Origin of the sequence: Rahnella sp. ATs2 (assembly GCF_051851855.1) — a bacterium.
GTDB classification, from domain to species: Bacteria; Pseudomonadota; Gammaproteobacteria; order Enterobacterales; family Enterobacteriaceae; genus Rahnella; species Rahnella variigena.
In genome coordinates, this window is sequence record NZ_JBLYPL010000006.1 from 235655 (window position 1) to 249424 (window position 13770).

The 13770-nt window shown below is 44.8% G+C and carries 14 protein-coding genes; 2 read left to right on the forward strand and 12 right to left on the reverse strand.

What is annotated here, in order from left to right:
* Window positions 1-10: 10 nt before the first annotated feature.
* On the forward strand, window positions 11-1123 hold the full coding sequence (locus ACJY2G_RS08230; RefSeq protein ID WP_439291624.1) for a right-handed parallel beta-helix repeat-containing protein: 1113 nt from the start codon (window positions 11-13) through the stop codon (window positions 1121-1123).
* 3 nt (window positions 1124-1126) lie between these two features.
* On the opposite strand, the gene ACJY2G_RS08235 is transcribed toward ACJY2G_RS08230, so the two are convergent.
* From ACJY2G_RS08235 to rhtA, 9 genes are all read right to left on the reverse strand, one after another.
* Window positions 1127-1843, reverse strand: a complete 717-nt coding sequence (locus ACJY2G_RS08235; protein ID WP_439291625.1) for a CatB-related O-acetyltransferase — start codon at window positions 1841-1843, stop codon at window positions 1127-1129.
* Window positions 1844-1897: 54 nt separating this feature from the next.
* A complete protein-coding gene (locus tag ACJY2G_RS08240) occupies window positions 1898-4303 on the reverse strand; it encodes a capsular polysaccharide export protein, LipB/KpsS family (RefSeq protein WP_439291626.1) in 2406 nt (801 codons plus the stop codon).
* Window positions 4304-4386: 83 nt separating this feature from the next.
* Window positions 4387-5052, reverse strand: a complete 666-nt coding sequence (locus tag ACJY2G_RS08245; protein ID WP_112289420.1) for an ABC transporter ATP-binding protein — start codon at window positions 5050-5052, stop codon at window positions 4387-4389.
* The gene (locus ACJY2G_RS08250; RefSeq protein WP_217174997.1) at window positions 5049-5825 is read right to left on the reverse strand and encodes an ABC transporter permease; all 777 of its coding nucleotides are present in this window, start codon (window positions 5823-5825) and stop codon (window positions 5049-5051) included. Before ACJY2G_RS08250 ends, ACJY2G_RS08245 begins: the two co-directional genes overlap by 4 nt.
* Before the next feature lie 660 nt (window positions 5826-6485).
* Entirely contained in the window at window positions 6486-6989 is a 504-nt protein-coding gene (dps, locus tag ACJY2G_RS08255) for a DNA starvation/stationary phase protection protein Dps (protein ID WP_112289418.1), read from the reverse strand.
* Between the two features lie 455 nt (window positions 6990-7444).
* Window positions 7445-8122, reverse strand: a complete 678-nt coding sequence (locus ACJY2G_RS08260; RefSeq protein WP_439291627.1) for an anti-sigma factor — start codon at window positions 8120-8122, stop codon at window positions 7445-7447.
* Window positions 8119-8700: a sigma-70 family RNA polymerase sigma factor gene (locus ACJY2G_RS08265; RefSeq protein WP_120164106.1), complete on the reverse strand. Its 582-nt coding sequence runs from the start codon at window positions 8698-8700 to the stop codon at window positions 8119-8121. Before ACJY2G_RS08265 ends, ACJY2G_RS08260 begins: the two co-directional genes overlap by 4 nt.
* A gap of 64 nt (window positions 8701-8764) precedes the next feature.
* A complete protein-coding gene (locus ACJY2G_RS08270) occupies window positions 8765-9328 on the reverse strand; it encodes a fasciclin domain-containing protein (RefSeq protein WP_120164107.1) in 564 nt (187 codons plus the stop codon).
* Window positions 9329-9557: 229 nt separating this feature from the next.
* On the reverse strand, window positions 9558-10466 hold the full coding sequence (gene rhtA, locus ACJY2G_RS08275; RefSeq protein WP_369964440.1) for a threonine/homoserine exporter RhtA: 909 nt from the start codon (window positions 10464-10466) through the stop codon (window positions 9558-9560).
* A 486-nt stretch (window positions 10467-10952) separates the two neighbouring features.
* On the opposite strand from rhtA, the gene ompX reads away from it, so the two are divergent.
* Entirely contained in the window at window positions 10953-11480 is a 528-nt protein-coding gene (ompX, locus tag ACJY2G_RS08280; protein ID WP_112289432.1) for an outer membrane protein OmpX, read from the forward strand.
* 166 nt (window positions 11481-11646) lie between these two features.
* On the opposite strand, the gene ACJY2G_RS08285 is transcribed toward ompX, so the two are convergent.
* Genes ACJY2G_RS08285 through ACJY2G_RS08295 form a run of 3 tightly spaced genes read right to left on the reverse strand, consistent with a single transcriptional unit; the run spans window position 11647 to window position 13708 of the window.
* Complete coding sequence (locus ACJY2G_RS08285) at window positions 11647-12411, reverse strand: molybdopterin-dependent oxidoreductase (RefSeq protein WP_112289414.1); 765 nt, start codon at window positions 12409-12411, stop codon at window positions 11647-11649.
* Entirely contained in the window at window positions 12404-13045 is a 642-nt protein-coding gene (locus ACJY2G_RS08290; RefSeq protein ID WP_439291628.1) for a cytochrome b/b6 domain-containing protein, read from the reverse strand. Before ACJY2G_RS08290 ends, ACJY2G_RS08285 begins: the two co-directional genes overlap by 8 nt.
* Window positions 13046-13084: 39 nt before the next feature.
* Window positions 13085-13708 carry a hypothetical protein gene (locus tag ACJY2G_RS08295; protein ID WP_112289412.1) on the reverse strand — a complete coding sequence of 208 codons (624 nt, stop codon included), beginning with the start codon at window positions 13706-13708 and terminating at the stop codon, window positions 13085-13087.
* Between the last annotated feature and the right edge of the window lie 62 nt (window positions 13709-13770).

The window sequence follows — 13770 nt, forward strand, 5'->3', positions numbered from 1 at the left end:
GGAGGCCAATATGATAACTTCGAGTAAAAAATTCCTTCCTCTAAGCACCTTGTCGTTATTAATTTTGGCCAACTCTTGCGTAAATTATGTTTTTGCAAATGGTATTGATAATGCTTGTGGTAATCTTGAAATACATGGTGAAGTCAAGCTTAATAAAAATTGCACTTATCAGGGGCCATTAATTATTACTAAAAGCAATACATATCTGGATTGTAATAATGCTATTTTAGATGGTAAAAATAAAACTTCCAATGGGGTTATTATAGATGCGCAAGGGCATGGGATTTCAAATGTAACAATAAAGAATTGCAATATAAAGAATTATATTTTCAGTGGTATTAAAGTTTCTTCAGGAATTCCAGCTAATAAATTAACTAACAATCGAAGTGAAAATTATAAAAAAAATGCAAGTAATATAAAAATTGACTCAGTTACTGTCAATCAAGTGAGTAGGGTTGGTATTTATTTAGAGGCTTATACTACTGATACGGAAATCACAAACTCTATAATCAGTGATTCCGGCGGAGTTGGAGTTTACCTTGATCAGGCTTCGAAAAATAATATTATCAGTAACAATATAATCACTAATAATGGTGTTTCAGTCTCAGGGTATAAAAGAGAAGGTGTAGCCGTAGATTCTTCTGCAGGGAATATTATCCAAGATAATACATTTAATGGGAATGGATTAGGAGGAGTGTTTTTATATAAGAATTGTGGAGAGAAGATCAGTTCTGGAAAATCTGTGTTACGATGGCAGCATAGTGATAACAATATTATTCGCAGAAATTTATTCGTAAATGAATCAGTCGGTATTTGGATAGCATCTAGGCAAAGTTATAACTTAAGAAAATGGGATTGCGGCGACAAACCAATGGATGCCAAAGGGGAGTATTATGAAGATTATGCGGATAATAACGTTGTTGAAAATAATAAATTCTGTGATGTCAAAATGCCAATTAGAATCGAAGGTGATAATAATATCATATCAAAAAATCTATTTGATGATAACAACCTCAAGGAAGTAGAAATACCTACTTCCATGAGAGAAAAATTAACTGGTAAAAAGGCAACGGGGAATATTATTACTGGGAGTGAAAAGATAGAGTGTAAAAAAAGTAACTAGTTATCAGCGTTGCATCTCAATTTCTTCAATGACTAGTTGTGAGTCTTTTCTTTGGATTTTTATTTTAGGAGGGCTTAGTTTCATTAATAGTCCAGACGAAATAGAGTCTTCTATTTTTGATACTGAATCGAGAATGTTGGAATACTTTAATTCTCCTAATATGCTTTTATCCAAGAGGTAATCCCACCATTTTAATTTATTTAATCTTTCAATTAAGGATGTAGGGAATCTTAACTTAATTATTTTTGCTGGATTTCCACCAACAATACAATAGTCAGGAACATCGCTAACGACTACAGAACCTGCGGCAATAATGCAACCATTACCTATTGTCACTCCTCTTTTTATAAAAACATTTGAACCTATCCATACGTCATTGCCGATAGTTGTTCTGATTTTTTTTATAACGTATTTTTCATCAGAAACAATTTTCTTGAACTCATCACTATAGCCGAATATGCCCTTATCATTCCACGCAAATCCACTTGTACTCAACCAATCCACCGGGTGTTCTATTGGCCCAATCATCGCGCGGTGAGCGATAGATGTAAAACGGCCAATATCTGAGTTATGAATAATAGAGTCATAATTACCGTATGAGTAAGCGCCTATTGTACTTCTGTAACCTCTAAATCTTATCGATGACAAATTCGCAGGCCGTTCAAGTATGATTTCACCTTGTAGCTCTAAAGGTTTTTCTTGATTAGGAATATTTATCATTATATTTCCAAATTTTGTCTTGCCCCTCCCTCGTTAACTGGGAGGGGCACAATATCACTTAAAGGATAGCCAGCCAATCACTCTCAGCGGGGCATGTTTAGAATCAGAAAAAAACAAATGTGGATTTTTAGATATTTTGTTTTTCATCTTTTTTTTTGTGAAAATTTTCACACAAGGAACTAAAACTCTACCTAATAATGTTTTAGAATTATTTTTGTGAATGTTGTTAATATTAGTAATTGTGCTTTCTATTTTTTCGCTTGCACTTACCTGCTCTACAACTCCAGCTGGAGGTAAGGGCTTAGCTAATGGCTTCGAGACAGGTTTTGGCTTAGCTTTGGGGGTTTCTGAGCTAATATTTAAATGCCAATTTAAGTAGCTTCTGTTTGAATAGTCAAATCCATCGAGACTTAGGCCAGCAAGTGTCAGAGTATTATCTAAGTTAAGAATTTCTACACAAATATTATCATATGCGTGAGATTTTCTATCCGAAAATTCCCGGAGAATGTCTTGAGCATTGAACCAGCTATATTTTCTAAAAATTAACCAAGTAAGGAACAACTTAACTTTTTCTTCGTCTAATTCATAATCTTGAGAAGTTTCGATTAAGCTCGCGCTTTCAGATACAGAAATGCATCGCTTTGCGAACAGGTTATTTCCATTATAATATGCATTGCCAATATGGTACACCGGCTTATTATGAATTAACGCCAGAAGTCCAACCCCAGAGTTGTACAGGGTTACAGCATCAGCTATGTCGATTAAAGCATGAATATTATCACATTGATCTGCGCAAATAATATTTTCATAATCACTTGTCCAGCTTAAATCATATTTACTCAGTGGATGTTGTTTTATTATGAACAAAATATCGGGATGGGTTTCTACCGCTTCTTTAATGTTAGATTCATATTCTTGATAGCTAGGGTAACCTTCCGTGAAATAATTAACGGCCATATCGTCACGTAACTGCAATGGGATGAATATTTTTCTTTTATCTGAGAATCTTAATAGAGTGTGTTTTTGCCATGTTTTGGAATATGAGTCCATGGCTTCTAAGGAAGTATCTCCTTCTTTCATCATGGAAAGAATTTTCTCGGCGGAGCTTAATTCATCGTCAGTGAAATTTTTTCTGTCTAACTGCTTATTGATAGAGTGGTAATCTGTATCTCCATAAGCAACTTCATCTGCGTAATATATTGAATTAGGTAAGCCACCTCTTTCTATAACTGTTACTTGAATTCCAAGCTTTTTAGCGACTTCAATAATTCCTCTAAATACAGCATGACTTTTCATATAGGGGTTGAAAATAAAAACTCTTTCAAATTTATTATTCTCAAGTGCATATAGAGTTGATGAGATAGCCTCATCTGTTTTCTCATTTAACACTGACAGTGTATATCCTGCAAGTCTTAAAGGAAGGAAATAACCCCATTGTGCTTTATCACTAAAGACACAGAGAGCAGATTTTTTTCTTGGGATATAATCGACAGAAAGCAATTGAGAGTTGGATTTTGAATGACGTTCTAAGACAGTGTTGAATCTTTCTCTTTTCCAATCGTTACTTTGAGTCCAATATCCCTTAGCACTTGGTTTTTCATGCCAAAGGTGGAAAGCTTTAAGTCCAAGTGATTCCGAAGGTAAAGTGAAAGCTTCAAGGTATCTACGGAATCCAACGTACTCTTTATCACCCCAAAAAGAACCTTTCAGCGGTCCATAGAAGTCTTTTTCGAGGCCGGTAGGGACTGGAATATTTGTCGATAATTTAGCTAGCCTAATTAAAAATTCAAAGTCTTCTGAACCATGCCCACGGAATTCATCGCAATATCCACCTGCAATATCGAACATTTTTTTATGCATGAAGAATGTATTGCTATATGGTGCTACGAATTCGAAGATATCTCCAAACTCTGTTCCCAAACCATCAAAACTCCATTTTGTGATTAGCTTATCTTTTTCATTTTTACTATCGAGGGATTCAAAATACTCACTTGAGTCCTTGTTAACATGAAAAATCGGCATTGTAATTATTTTTCTAGGATTTTTCTGCAGTTCAAGTCGATTAGATAAATTTACTAAGCGCTGAAAAATATCACTTTCATATACAAAGTCGATATCCGCGAAGAAAATAAAATCGGTGGTGACCTCAGAAAATGCAATGTTTCTGGCTTTAGATGCTGAAAAAACGCCGTCATCTTCGATATGTATTAGTTTTGCTCCATATCTATCACATACTTGAACAATTTCTTCTGCATATTTATCTTTAGAACCAAAGTCAATAATTAGAAAGTTTGGGGAGGGGTTGTAAAAATCAAGTGCGAACTTAAGCCTTTCAATAATCCAAGGTGTTACTTCACCTGCTCTAATACCATAGCACAGAGTAATGTCGGAAATTTTTACTGGGTGGACGTCTATTGCATCCTTGACTACATCAATTAGTTTTCTGTGTTTTGTTGACATCTTATGGCACCCTTTGATATTTTTTAAAACGGATATGAATTTGCGAAAAATTATAAGTGGTCAAATTTGATTTAATATAATCACTAAATTCCTTCATCTTGTTTATATAATTCAATCGCATTTTGTACAGAATCTAAAAACAAAATCTTATTATCTCTTCCGATAAACAAAGCCACATCGCAAAACTCTTTCAGTGATCCCAGACTGTGGGACACCATCAAAAAGCTGGCTTCTTCATGCCGTGCTTTAAACAAGTCAGCGCATTTCTGTTTGAATCTGGCATCGCCGACGGCTGTGACCTCATCGACAAGATAGTAATCAAATTTGAATGCCATACTCAGGCCAAAACCCAGACGGGATTTCATGCCGGAGGAATAAGTTTTAATCGGCATATCAAAGTATTTACCCAGTTCGGCAAACTCTTCGACGAAGGCGACTTTTTCGCGTAACTGGTCTGGTGTGGAATAGAGGCGGGCGACGAATTTTACATTTTCCCGTCCGGTAAGGCTGCCCTGAAATCCACCAGCAAGGCCGACCGGCCAGGATATGGTTTTATCGGTGTGAATCTTGCCGGAATCAGGACGGTCAATGCCGCCGATAACGCGTAACAGGGTTGATTTACCGGCGCCATTTCGCCCAATTAAAGCCACGCTTTTACCTGAAGGCAGTTCAACGTTGAGATCTTTAAAAACGTAATGGCGGCCTTTCGGTGTGCGGTAGGATTTTGTCAGATTTTCGATTTTTATCATGATGTCAGCATCGCCTCTTCACGGTTTCGGTAGAGGGCTAATCCGATGAATAATACAACCAGAGTACAGGCGGCCAGATAATTCAGGCTGACGCCTTCGCTGATATAACCCGGAACAACGGATTCACGGCAAAGTTCTACGACGTGAACGATAGGGTTCCATAGCAAATACGGCCAGTATTCTTTCGGGATGTTGTGCAGCGAAAACATAATGCAGGAAACAAAATAGAGCGGTTTAATCAAAATAGGTAAGAACTTTTCGGTTTCAGGGAATGACTTCCCGACAACCATGAATATCAGCCCGACTCCACAAGAGAATAAAACTAACAGTACCCAGACCAGAATCAGAGTAATAAGCTTAGTGACTTCAAATTGTTCACCCAGCAAACCTACTATGGCCATTAGCAATATGTAAACCACGGCGTATATCAAGGTTTCTAAGATTGCTCTGGCGAGGATAGTATCAATTGGGCGTACAGGTCGATAGTTAAACAACCCTTGATTGGCTTCAATAGCGCCTATAGATCGGTTGGTAATATTGCTGAAAACAAAGAAAGGAATAATGCCATTAATCAAAAAAACTGGAAATGATATATCTGGCATTGTTCTGTGCATGAAATAACCAAATATGGCCAGCATAATCAGCATATGTGCCATCGGCTCCAGTGCTGCCCACAGATACCCTAACCGGTACTTACCAAAACGAGTCTTAATTTCCCTCAAAAACAGCGCTTTTACCGCCGCCTTCTGAACTTCTAAGCCACTACGTGCCATCGGATTATTCCAGTGTTTAACATTTCCACGCTACCGCCCCTGGCTTACAGCAGCCAATGCGCTCAGGAACGGGTCGGATTGTGGGGAGTCGGTTGTGCATAACACATCAAAGATGTGTCAGGAGCGGGGGAGTCACTTATCCATAAGTTGCGTATAGAGGACTGATGCCGGGGGAACATCCCTGGTAAATATCTCTATTTTTTATAAGGTTAGAGTGAGATACCCTTTTCACAAAAATGCAAAGGTTGCGAAAAAATATTTCAGCAAGTTTCAGGGGTGACCACACCTATGTAAAATTGCTTTGAACTATTAATTTGTATTAAATCATTCATACGGCCTATTGGTTTAAGAATTCTCTGAGGGGATAAATAAAGTCTTGGTTTTTCAGTGAGATATTGAAACCGGTTCCATTGACTTAAGTTGCAGATTTAGTTGAAATTGTAACTATTCATCAGGGGTATTATTAAATTCTGATGCAAAGTTACTGGCTGAGGCGGGTTTTAAGTCAAATTTTCACAAGAGGGGGAGCGGGGCTTGATAGCGGACATAAAAAAGCCAGCGACTTTCGTCACTGGCCTTTCGCATTAATCACTCAGATTTCCGCAGCCTGATTCTGCGGTATCGGGCAACATTCACCCGATAATGACTATCTGATTCTGATTACTCGATATTTGATTCGATGAACCACAGGAATTTATCCAGGTCGCGCGATGCGGCGGTGAAAATATCTGCGGTGTCTTCATCTTCAACTTCACCAATCGCCTTGCGGGTATCGTTAGCGACAACGGCGAAACGATCCGCCAGCGCTTTCAGATGTTCCTGCACGGTATGGATGTTGGTCGGGTAGCTTTTCAGCGGAGTTTTATCGTTAACAACCTGAACGGTACCCAGCGCCACGCCACCTAACTGCACCACACGTTCTGCGATGGTGTCCTGGTGATCGATAACTGCAGTACGGAATCCATCAAGCATTTCGTGGACGGCGATGAAGTTAGCGCCACGCATGTTCCAGTGTGCTTGTTTGATAATCAGTGACAGATCAATATATTCGGCCACCAGACGGTTCAGCACCTTGATAGTGTCAAGCTTGACGCTTTCATCTAAATCGTTGCGTGTATAAATAAGCTCAGAAGATTTCGTTTTGACCAGTTTAGCGGTACTCATATTCATATCTCCTTGTTTCATTAAAATTAATTGCTACAAACGTGTTTCTCAACTGCATTCAGTATAGCAATAAATCGAAATTTTGCAGGACAGCATTTCCTATCGCTTCGATAGCATCTGTCTAATAGACAATTCCGTATTTGAGGAACCACCTTATCACACTGATTTATAAGGTGGATAGGAATCCTCCTGAACAGATAAAATATTAGTGCGAAAATCATTAAATGCCAGTGATAATAATTTTCATTACAGCGGTCAGATATTATTAAATGTAAGCTGACGTGTGGGGATATATATACTGGCTCTGGTCTCAACGGAAGCCGTCATTTATTCACTGAAAACGATTTATGCACTGAAAATAGTTGCTGGCATAAATTATTATTTTGAAAACATAACGGCAGGAAAAGCCTGCCGTTTTATATTTCATAACGTCGATCGCAGGGTATCGCAGTGAATCAAAGTGCCAGAGCACCGCTGTACAGCACTGCACCTGTCGGTTGTCCGGTCGGTGAGCCTCCGCGCGGTTCCAGACTGATTGCCAGCGTATAACCCGGATCAGGCATCTTTTCCGCCAGTGCCAGTTGTGTCGGTTGTTGTGTATTCAGCAGACCGAGCGAGCGGGGTTTGCCGCCCGGCGGAATGGCCCACAGTTCCAGGCTATGGTTGTCGGCGATACCTTGCGCCTTAAGCGGCGTCAGCATCAGGCTGCGGGTACTCATATCCACGCTCACCACCCATTGCCCGTTCTGCGCACCGGCACTGCTGGCGAGAACAGCCACCGGTGTCGGCGTTTCAGGTTGCACCAGAAGGCGCGGGATGAGTAACAGCGCCGCAAGCCCGGCGGCCAGCGCCCAGCCAAGATAAGCGCGTACCGGTCTTTTAGCGGGAACCGGTAATCTGACCGGTTGCAGTGCAAGGTTGTGCTGAATGCGTTTCCACACCGAAGCGGGCGGAATGACCGGGACAATCTGATTATCCAGTTGTGTGAAAGCTTCCTGCCAGCGGGCGACTTCAGCCGCCAGTTCAGGTTCTTCCCGCATTTTTTGCTCGAACTGAATCCGTGCTGCGCCGCGTAAGGTGCCGAGCGCATATTCAGCCGCGAGGGCAGCATGATAATGGCTTCTGCTTTTCATAGGCCTGCGCAGCTCTTTAAGTGATCCAGGGCGCGACGGATCCAGCTTTTAATCGTCCCCAGAGGTTGTTGTAAATGCGATGAGACCTCACCGTGTGACAGGCCCTGATAATAGGCAAGAGTCAGGCTTTGTCTTTGTTCGGCGGGAAGGTGCGCGAGACAGTCGGCCAGTATTTTGGCTTCGCTGTCCTGCTGCAACCGTTGTAAGGGTTCATCGTGGTCGCTGGCATCGTTTTCTCCCACGTTGTCATCCAGTTCTTCTAACTGGTTGTCGCTCCCGCGCATCCAGTCGATAGCGCGGTTACGGACAATATGGGTGAGCCAGGTCATCGGGGAACTCAGCGCCGGATTATACGACCCGGCACGGTTCCACGCGGTGATATAGCTGTCATGCAACACTTCTTCTGCCCAGGCATGCCGGCGCAGCATTCTCAGCGCGACGGCAAACAGCCGGGGGGACGTCAGACGGTACAATTGCTCAAATGCCTGTCGGTCGCCAACGGCCATGGCGCTCATCAGTTCACGCTGTACTTCCTGTGCTTTCTCTGGTGTTGGCTTAACTAAAAAATTGTCATGCATTCGCCCGTCCTGACTTACTGAAGTGCTGTTTCATAAAGAAATCATGCCCTCAGTATAGTCGGTATTATTTTGGCATCAGGACGGTATCAATGACGTCGATCACACCGTTCTTCTGCTGGACGTCATAAGTACTGATATTGGCGATATTCCCTTTGCCATCTTTCAGCTGAATATTGTGCGGGCCATTATTCATGATCCACAGTGGCTGGCCGTTGACGGTTTTCAGTTCCGCAGTGCCGTTACCTTTTTTCAGCAGTTTTTCCAGATCTTTCATTTCATACTTACCCGCCACCACGTGGTAGGTCAGGATGCTGGTCAGCGTGGCTTTGTTTTCCGGTTTCACCAGATTGTCGACAGTCCCGGCTGGCAGTTTAGCGAAAGCGGCGTTGGTCGGCGCAAACACAGTGAACGGACCTTTACCCTGCAACGTATCCACCAGACCCGCCGCTTTCACGGCGGCGACCAGAGTGGTGTGGTCTTTCGAGTTCAGGGCGTTTTCTACGATATTTTTAGAAGGATACATTTCAGCGCCACCGACCATGGTGGTGCTTTGGGACATCATTGCAGCCATTGACGCGGTGCTCAGAAGAAGAGATGCACAGATAGCGGTACGGAGTAATGTTTTCATGATGGTGTCCTTTGTCGTTGAGTAGGTAAGGTCTTGCCTCACATCTATACATACGAACGGACCCCCGCTTTTGGATGCAGGAAAAACGATAAAAAATCGAAATTAATGAAAGTAATTTGCAATGCATTGATAGAAAAGAATAAACAGAAAGGAACAAACGGAAAAGAAAAAGCCACGTCGGAGGAACGTGGCTTTTTGACAGAAAAACGCAGGGCTATTTGCCGAAAGGCTATTTACCGGAAGGATTATTCCCGGCGATATCGACCGTTTCTATTTTTGTTTTACGCTGAATCGTCAGCGTCGAACCTGCCGATGCCGCGATAATCGCTGCGAGCCCAAGCCACTGTGTTCCCGTCAGGAACTCGCCGAGGAAGATAATGCCGGAAAGCGCGGCCATCGCCGGTTCCATGCTCATCAGCGTGCCGAAAGTTTTAGCGGGCAGTTTGGTCAGCGCCATCATTTCCAGTGAATAAGGAATAGCTGACGTAAGCAGGGCGATCAGCAGGCCCAGCGGCAGGATCTCCCAGCTGAATATCGAGGTCTTCGCCTGGATAACACCGACAGGGAAGAAGATCAGTGCGGCAATCAGCGAGCCCATCGCGGCAGTGCCGGGGCCGTAGCTGCTGCCAGCTCGTTGTCCGGCAAGAATATAAATCGCCCAGCACGCACCCGCAATCAGCGCAAAACACGCGCCTTTGAGATCAACACCGCCCGCGCTCTGGCCGAGCGGCAGCAGGAACAGCAATCCGGTGACGGCCAGCACGACCCAGATAAAATCGACGGGTCTGCGTGAAGAAAACATCGCTACGGCCAGCGGGCCGGTAAATTCCAGTGCAACGGCAATGCCCAGCGGCACGGTGCGCAGTGCCAGATAAAAGGAGTAATTCATGCAGCCCAGTGCCAGACCATACATCAGCAGTGAACGCAGATTGCCGCCGCGCATTTTCAGGCGCCACGGACGGAAATAGAGCAGCAACAGAATCGAGCCGATACCCAGTCGCAGCGCGGTGACACCTTGCGGCCCGACTACCGGGAACAACGTTTTGGCCAGTGACGCGCCGCCCTGTAATGACAGCATGGCGATCAGCAGCAACAGGATCGCCACCAGGGGAGACGCTTTTTTAGGCAACGCCGGGATCGGGGGGCTGTTGTTATTTGTCGCAGGCGGCAGAGTTGTCTGCGTTTCCGGCGTGTTCTTTCCTGAATGAGTCATCCTTTGAGCCTTTTGAGGTGATTCCATAAATTCAGAATCTTTTAGATTTATAGTTTTGAAAAGAAAGGTAAAGCAAGGTCAGTGTAGAGGGAAAGCGGAAGAGAAAAAATCCTGATAAAAAGTTTTTTTCAGAACGTGTTTTTTTAAAAGAAGCGAAAAAACGCCTGAAAAGTGTCCATTTTTTGCCCAGATAATTAGGAATTATCTGCTAATTTCAAAAAGTTCAATAAGTTTATCTTATAGTTTATGTGACGAAAATCCCAATTAAATTATATGGATAGGGTGTGCTGGAAACTTCCTGTTACACCATATGATGCTTTGGACATCTTAAATGAGGCAGAGTTTCACACTAGTTTTTGTTATATTTTGGAACGTGAAGGTTACTTTGGTTTCTTATTTGAGGTGGTTATGATGAAAAAAATCGCATGTCTTTCCGCATTAGCTTGTGTAGTTGCACTGGGCGCATCAAGCGCATTCGCTGACACCAGCACCGTTACCGCTGGTTATGCTCAGGGTGATATGCAAGGCGTTGCTAACAAAGCAAACGGCTTCAACTTAAAATACCGCTGGGAACAAGATAGCAACCCACTGGGCGTTATCGGTTCTTTCACCTACATCGAAGATGACAGCACACCGGCATCTGGTGACTACCGTAAAGCACAGTACTACGGTCTGACTGCTGGTCCAGCTTACCGTCTGAATGACTGGGCTTCCATCTACGGTGTTGTAGGTGTGGGTTACGGTAAAACTCAGTACAACGAATCCGCAGCATCTACTAGCCGTGAAAAATACGATTCAAGCGATTACGGCTTCTCTTACGGTGCAGGTCTGCAGTTCAACCCAATCCAGAACGTTGCTCTGGACGTGTCCTACGAACAGTCCCGCATCCGCAGTGTTGATGTTGGTACCTGGATCGCAGGCGTGGGTTACAGCTTCTAATTCTTCGCCCTGCGTAACGCTTCGTCGTTACACACCCGCGAAAACAAAAACCGCTCAACTGAGCGGTTTTTTTTATGACTTTTTTCAGCGGGTAGTGGAGACGGGAGCGTTATTTGCACCTTTGCCGCTTACGTGGGGGAGGCGGGGAGGGGGGTTAGCGGGCAACTCAAATCCCGCTGTACCAGTTATATCCCTGATCTTCCCAGTAGCCGCCGGGATATTCGTTGGTCACGAAGATCGCGCCAATGTGTTTGGCGTTTTTGAAGCCGAGCTTGGTAGGCATTCTCAGGCGTAACGGGTAACCGAAATCCGGCGGTAGCGGTTTGCCGCCGAAATCCAGCGCCAGAATGGTTTGCGGATGCAGCGCCGTCGCCATATCGATACTGGAATAATAGCGGTCGTCACATTTGAATCCGACGTATTTAGCGGTCAGATCTGCGCCGATGTGCTGTAAAAACGTTTTCAGCGGCACGCCTTTCCACTGACCAATTGCGCTCCAGCCTTCAATGCAAATCAGACGGGTGATCTGACTTTCCTGCGGCAGTCGCTGTAACTGTTCCAGCGTCCACGAGGCTTTCTTTTGCACCAGACCTGAGACTTCAAGCCGGTAATTGGGAATGTCGATTTCCGGCACGTTATATTCCGGATAATAAGCATTAAAGCGAAACGGCGTGGTGATCTGGTCAGCGCGATAGGTTTGCGCCAGTTTTTGCCCGCTGAACAGCCAGCCTTGCACGCGGTCATTCCAGCGTGACATCGCCCACAGCACTTTATCGACCTCGTCACCGTCCTGCAGATTACAGCCGGTGAGCATCGATACCGCGCCCAGCGTGAGACCTCCACGCAATAACATGCGGCGCTGAATATTGACCAGTTGCTTGCGCTGATCGGGCTCAAGAATAATTTTTGGCCGGCGTGATTTATCACTCATCGGCGCTTTCCTCCGTACTTATTTTTTTGCCGCCGGTCAGCATCGCCACGAAGGTTTTTGGCACCAGCAGAACCATCAGTACGTGAATAATGACGAACAGCATCACGCCGCTCATCGCAAAAAAATGCACATAACGCGCGATATCAAAACCGCCAAACAACCACACCAGACCGCTGAACTGCACCGGTTTCCAGATGGACAAACCGGAAAGCAAAAGCAATAGGCCGAGCAACAGCACGCCGCTGTACATCAGTTTTTGCACGGCATTGTACTGCCCGAGTTTGTGGGGGAGTTTGAATGTCAGCGCACGAACGGTATCGCGCCAGACGGAGCGCGGCGAAAAGGGGTAAAAGTCGCGGCGGAAATGGCCGCTGAACATGCCCCACAGCACATAGAAAAGGGCATTGGCCGCCAGAAGCCACATGACTGCCAGATGCCAGGCGATGTTGCCGCCCAGCCAGCCGCCGAGGGTCGTGCTCTGGGGAAAGGTAAACGAGAAAATCGGGTCGGCGTTATAAATCCCCCAGCCGCTCATTACCATGCCGATCATTGCCAGCAGATTAATCCAGTGACAAATGCGCACCGGCCAGGAATGCACCCTGCGTTTGCGAAGTGGAGAGGGCTGAGGTTTCACGGAAAAACTCCTGTTGTCCGGTAAGGCCGTCAGGCCGGATTACATTGGTGGCGTAACGCCGTCTTTGCCCGCAGAAATGCCGCGTGCAACCAGGGAACCTTTGTCATCTTTCATCGCGAACAGCACGACTTTGGTGCCCGGTTTCAGCAGGCTGCGGTCACCCGGTGCCAGCAGAACGACCGGTACATCGTCAGGAACGACAACGGTTTTCTCTGCATCATGGTATTTCACGGTCAGCGTGCGGCCATTGCTGTTAACCAGTTTGCCGACGGTGCCGTTGGTCATGGTGTTGATTTTGCCGTCCGGCGATTCAAACGGATTGAAACCTTCGCCGCTGCCGCGCAGGCTTGGCGCAAATACGTGAACTTCCAGCGCTTTCAGTGTGCCGTTGGCCTGAGGTACTGCCGCCGTACCGATGAAGCTGTCGGCTTTGATATCGCTGATCTGGCCTTTGGTGACGGAATTGATTCGGGTTTTATCCGTCAGCTTAACGTCGAGCTTTTCGCCCTGACGGGTGGTGATTTGTACTGATGAGTCATTAACAGAATCAATGGTTCCGCGTGTTGGTTTGATCACGTTATCGGCGGCAAAAGCCGATGCCATTGTGCTGCTCATCAGCAGTGAACCCAGTAACAGACCCGCAAGACGTTTGGTGGTATTCATTATTAACTCTCCAGTTTCCGGCGTTATTTCATTTGGTTAGAAGAATCACTGACCCTGCCAGT

Bases quoted from the DNA above. Each gene is read 5' to 3' on its own strand.
- dps (WP_112289418.1), bottom strand. From the start codon at position 6,989: ATGAGTACCGCTAAACTGGTCAAAACGAAATCTTCTGAGCTTATTTAT.
- ACJY2G_RS08260 (WP_439291627.1), bottom strand. From the start codon at position 8,122: ATGAAAAGCAGAAGCCATTATCATGCTGCCCTCGCGGCTGAATATGCG.
- ACJY2G_RS08250 (WP_217174997.1), bottom strand. From the start codon at position 5,825: ATGGCACGTAGTGGCTTAGAAGTTCAGAAGGCGGCGGTAAAAGCGCTG.
- ACJY2G_RS08285 (WP_112289414.1), bottom strand. From the start codon at position 12,411: ATGAGTGATAAATCACGCCGGCCAAAAATTATTCTTGAGCCCGATCAG.
- ACJY2G_RS08235 (WP_439291625.1), bottom strand. From the start codon at position 1,843: ATGATAAATATTCCTAATCAAGAAAAACCTTTAGAGCTACAAGGTGAA.
- ompX (WP_112289432.1), top strand. From the start codon at position 10,953: ATGAAAAAAATCGCATGTCTTTCCGCATTAGCTTGTGTAGTTGCACTG.
- ACJY2G_RS08230 (WP_439291624.1), top strand. From the start codon at position 11: ATGATAACTTCGAGTAAAAAATTCCTTCCTCTAAGCACCTTGTCGTTA.
- ACJY2G_RS08270 (WP_120164107.1), bottom strand. From the start codon at position 9,328: ATGAAAACATTACTCCGTACCGCTATCTGTGCATCTCTTCTTCTGAGC.
- ACJY2G_RS08265 (WP_120164106.1), bottom strand. From the start codon at position 8,700: ATGCATGACAATTTTTTAGTTAAGCCAACACCAGAGAAAGCACAGGAA.
- ACJY2G_RS08295 (WP_112289412.1), bottom strand. From the start codon at position 13,708: ATGAATACCACCAAACGTCTTGCGGGTCTGTTACTGGGTTCACTGCTG.
- ACJY2G_RS08245 (WP_112289420.1), bottom strand. From the start codon at position 5,052: ATGATAAAAATCGAAAATCTGACAAAATCCTACCGCACACCGAAAGGC.
- ACJY2G_RS08240 (WP_439291626.1), bottom strand. From the start codon at position 4,303: ATGTCAACAAAACACAGAAAACTAATTGATGTAGTCAAGGATGCAATA.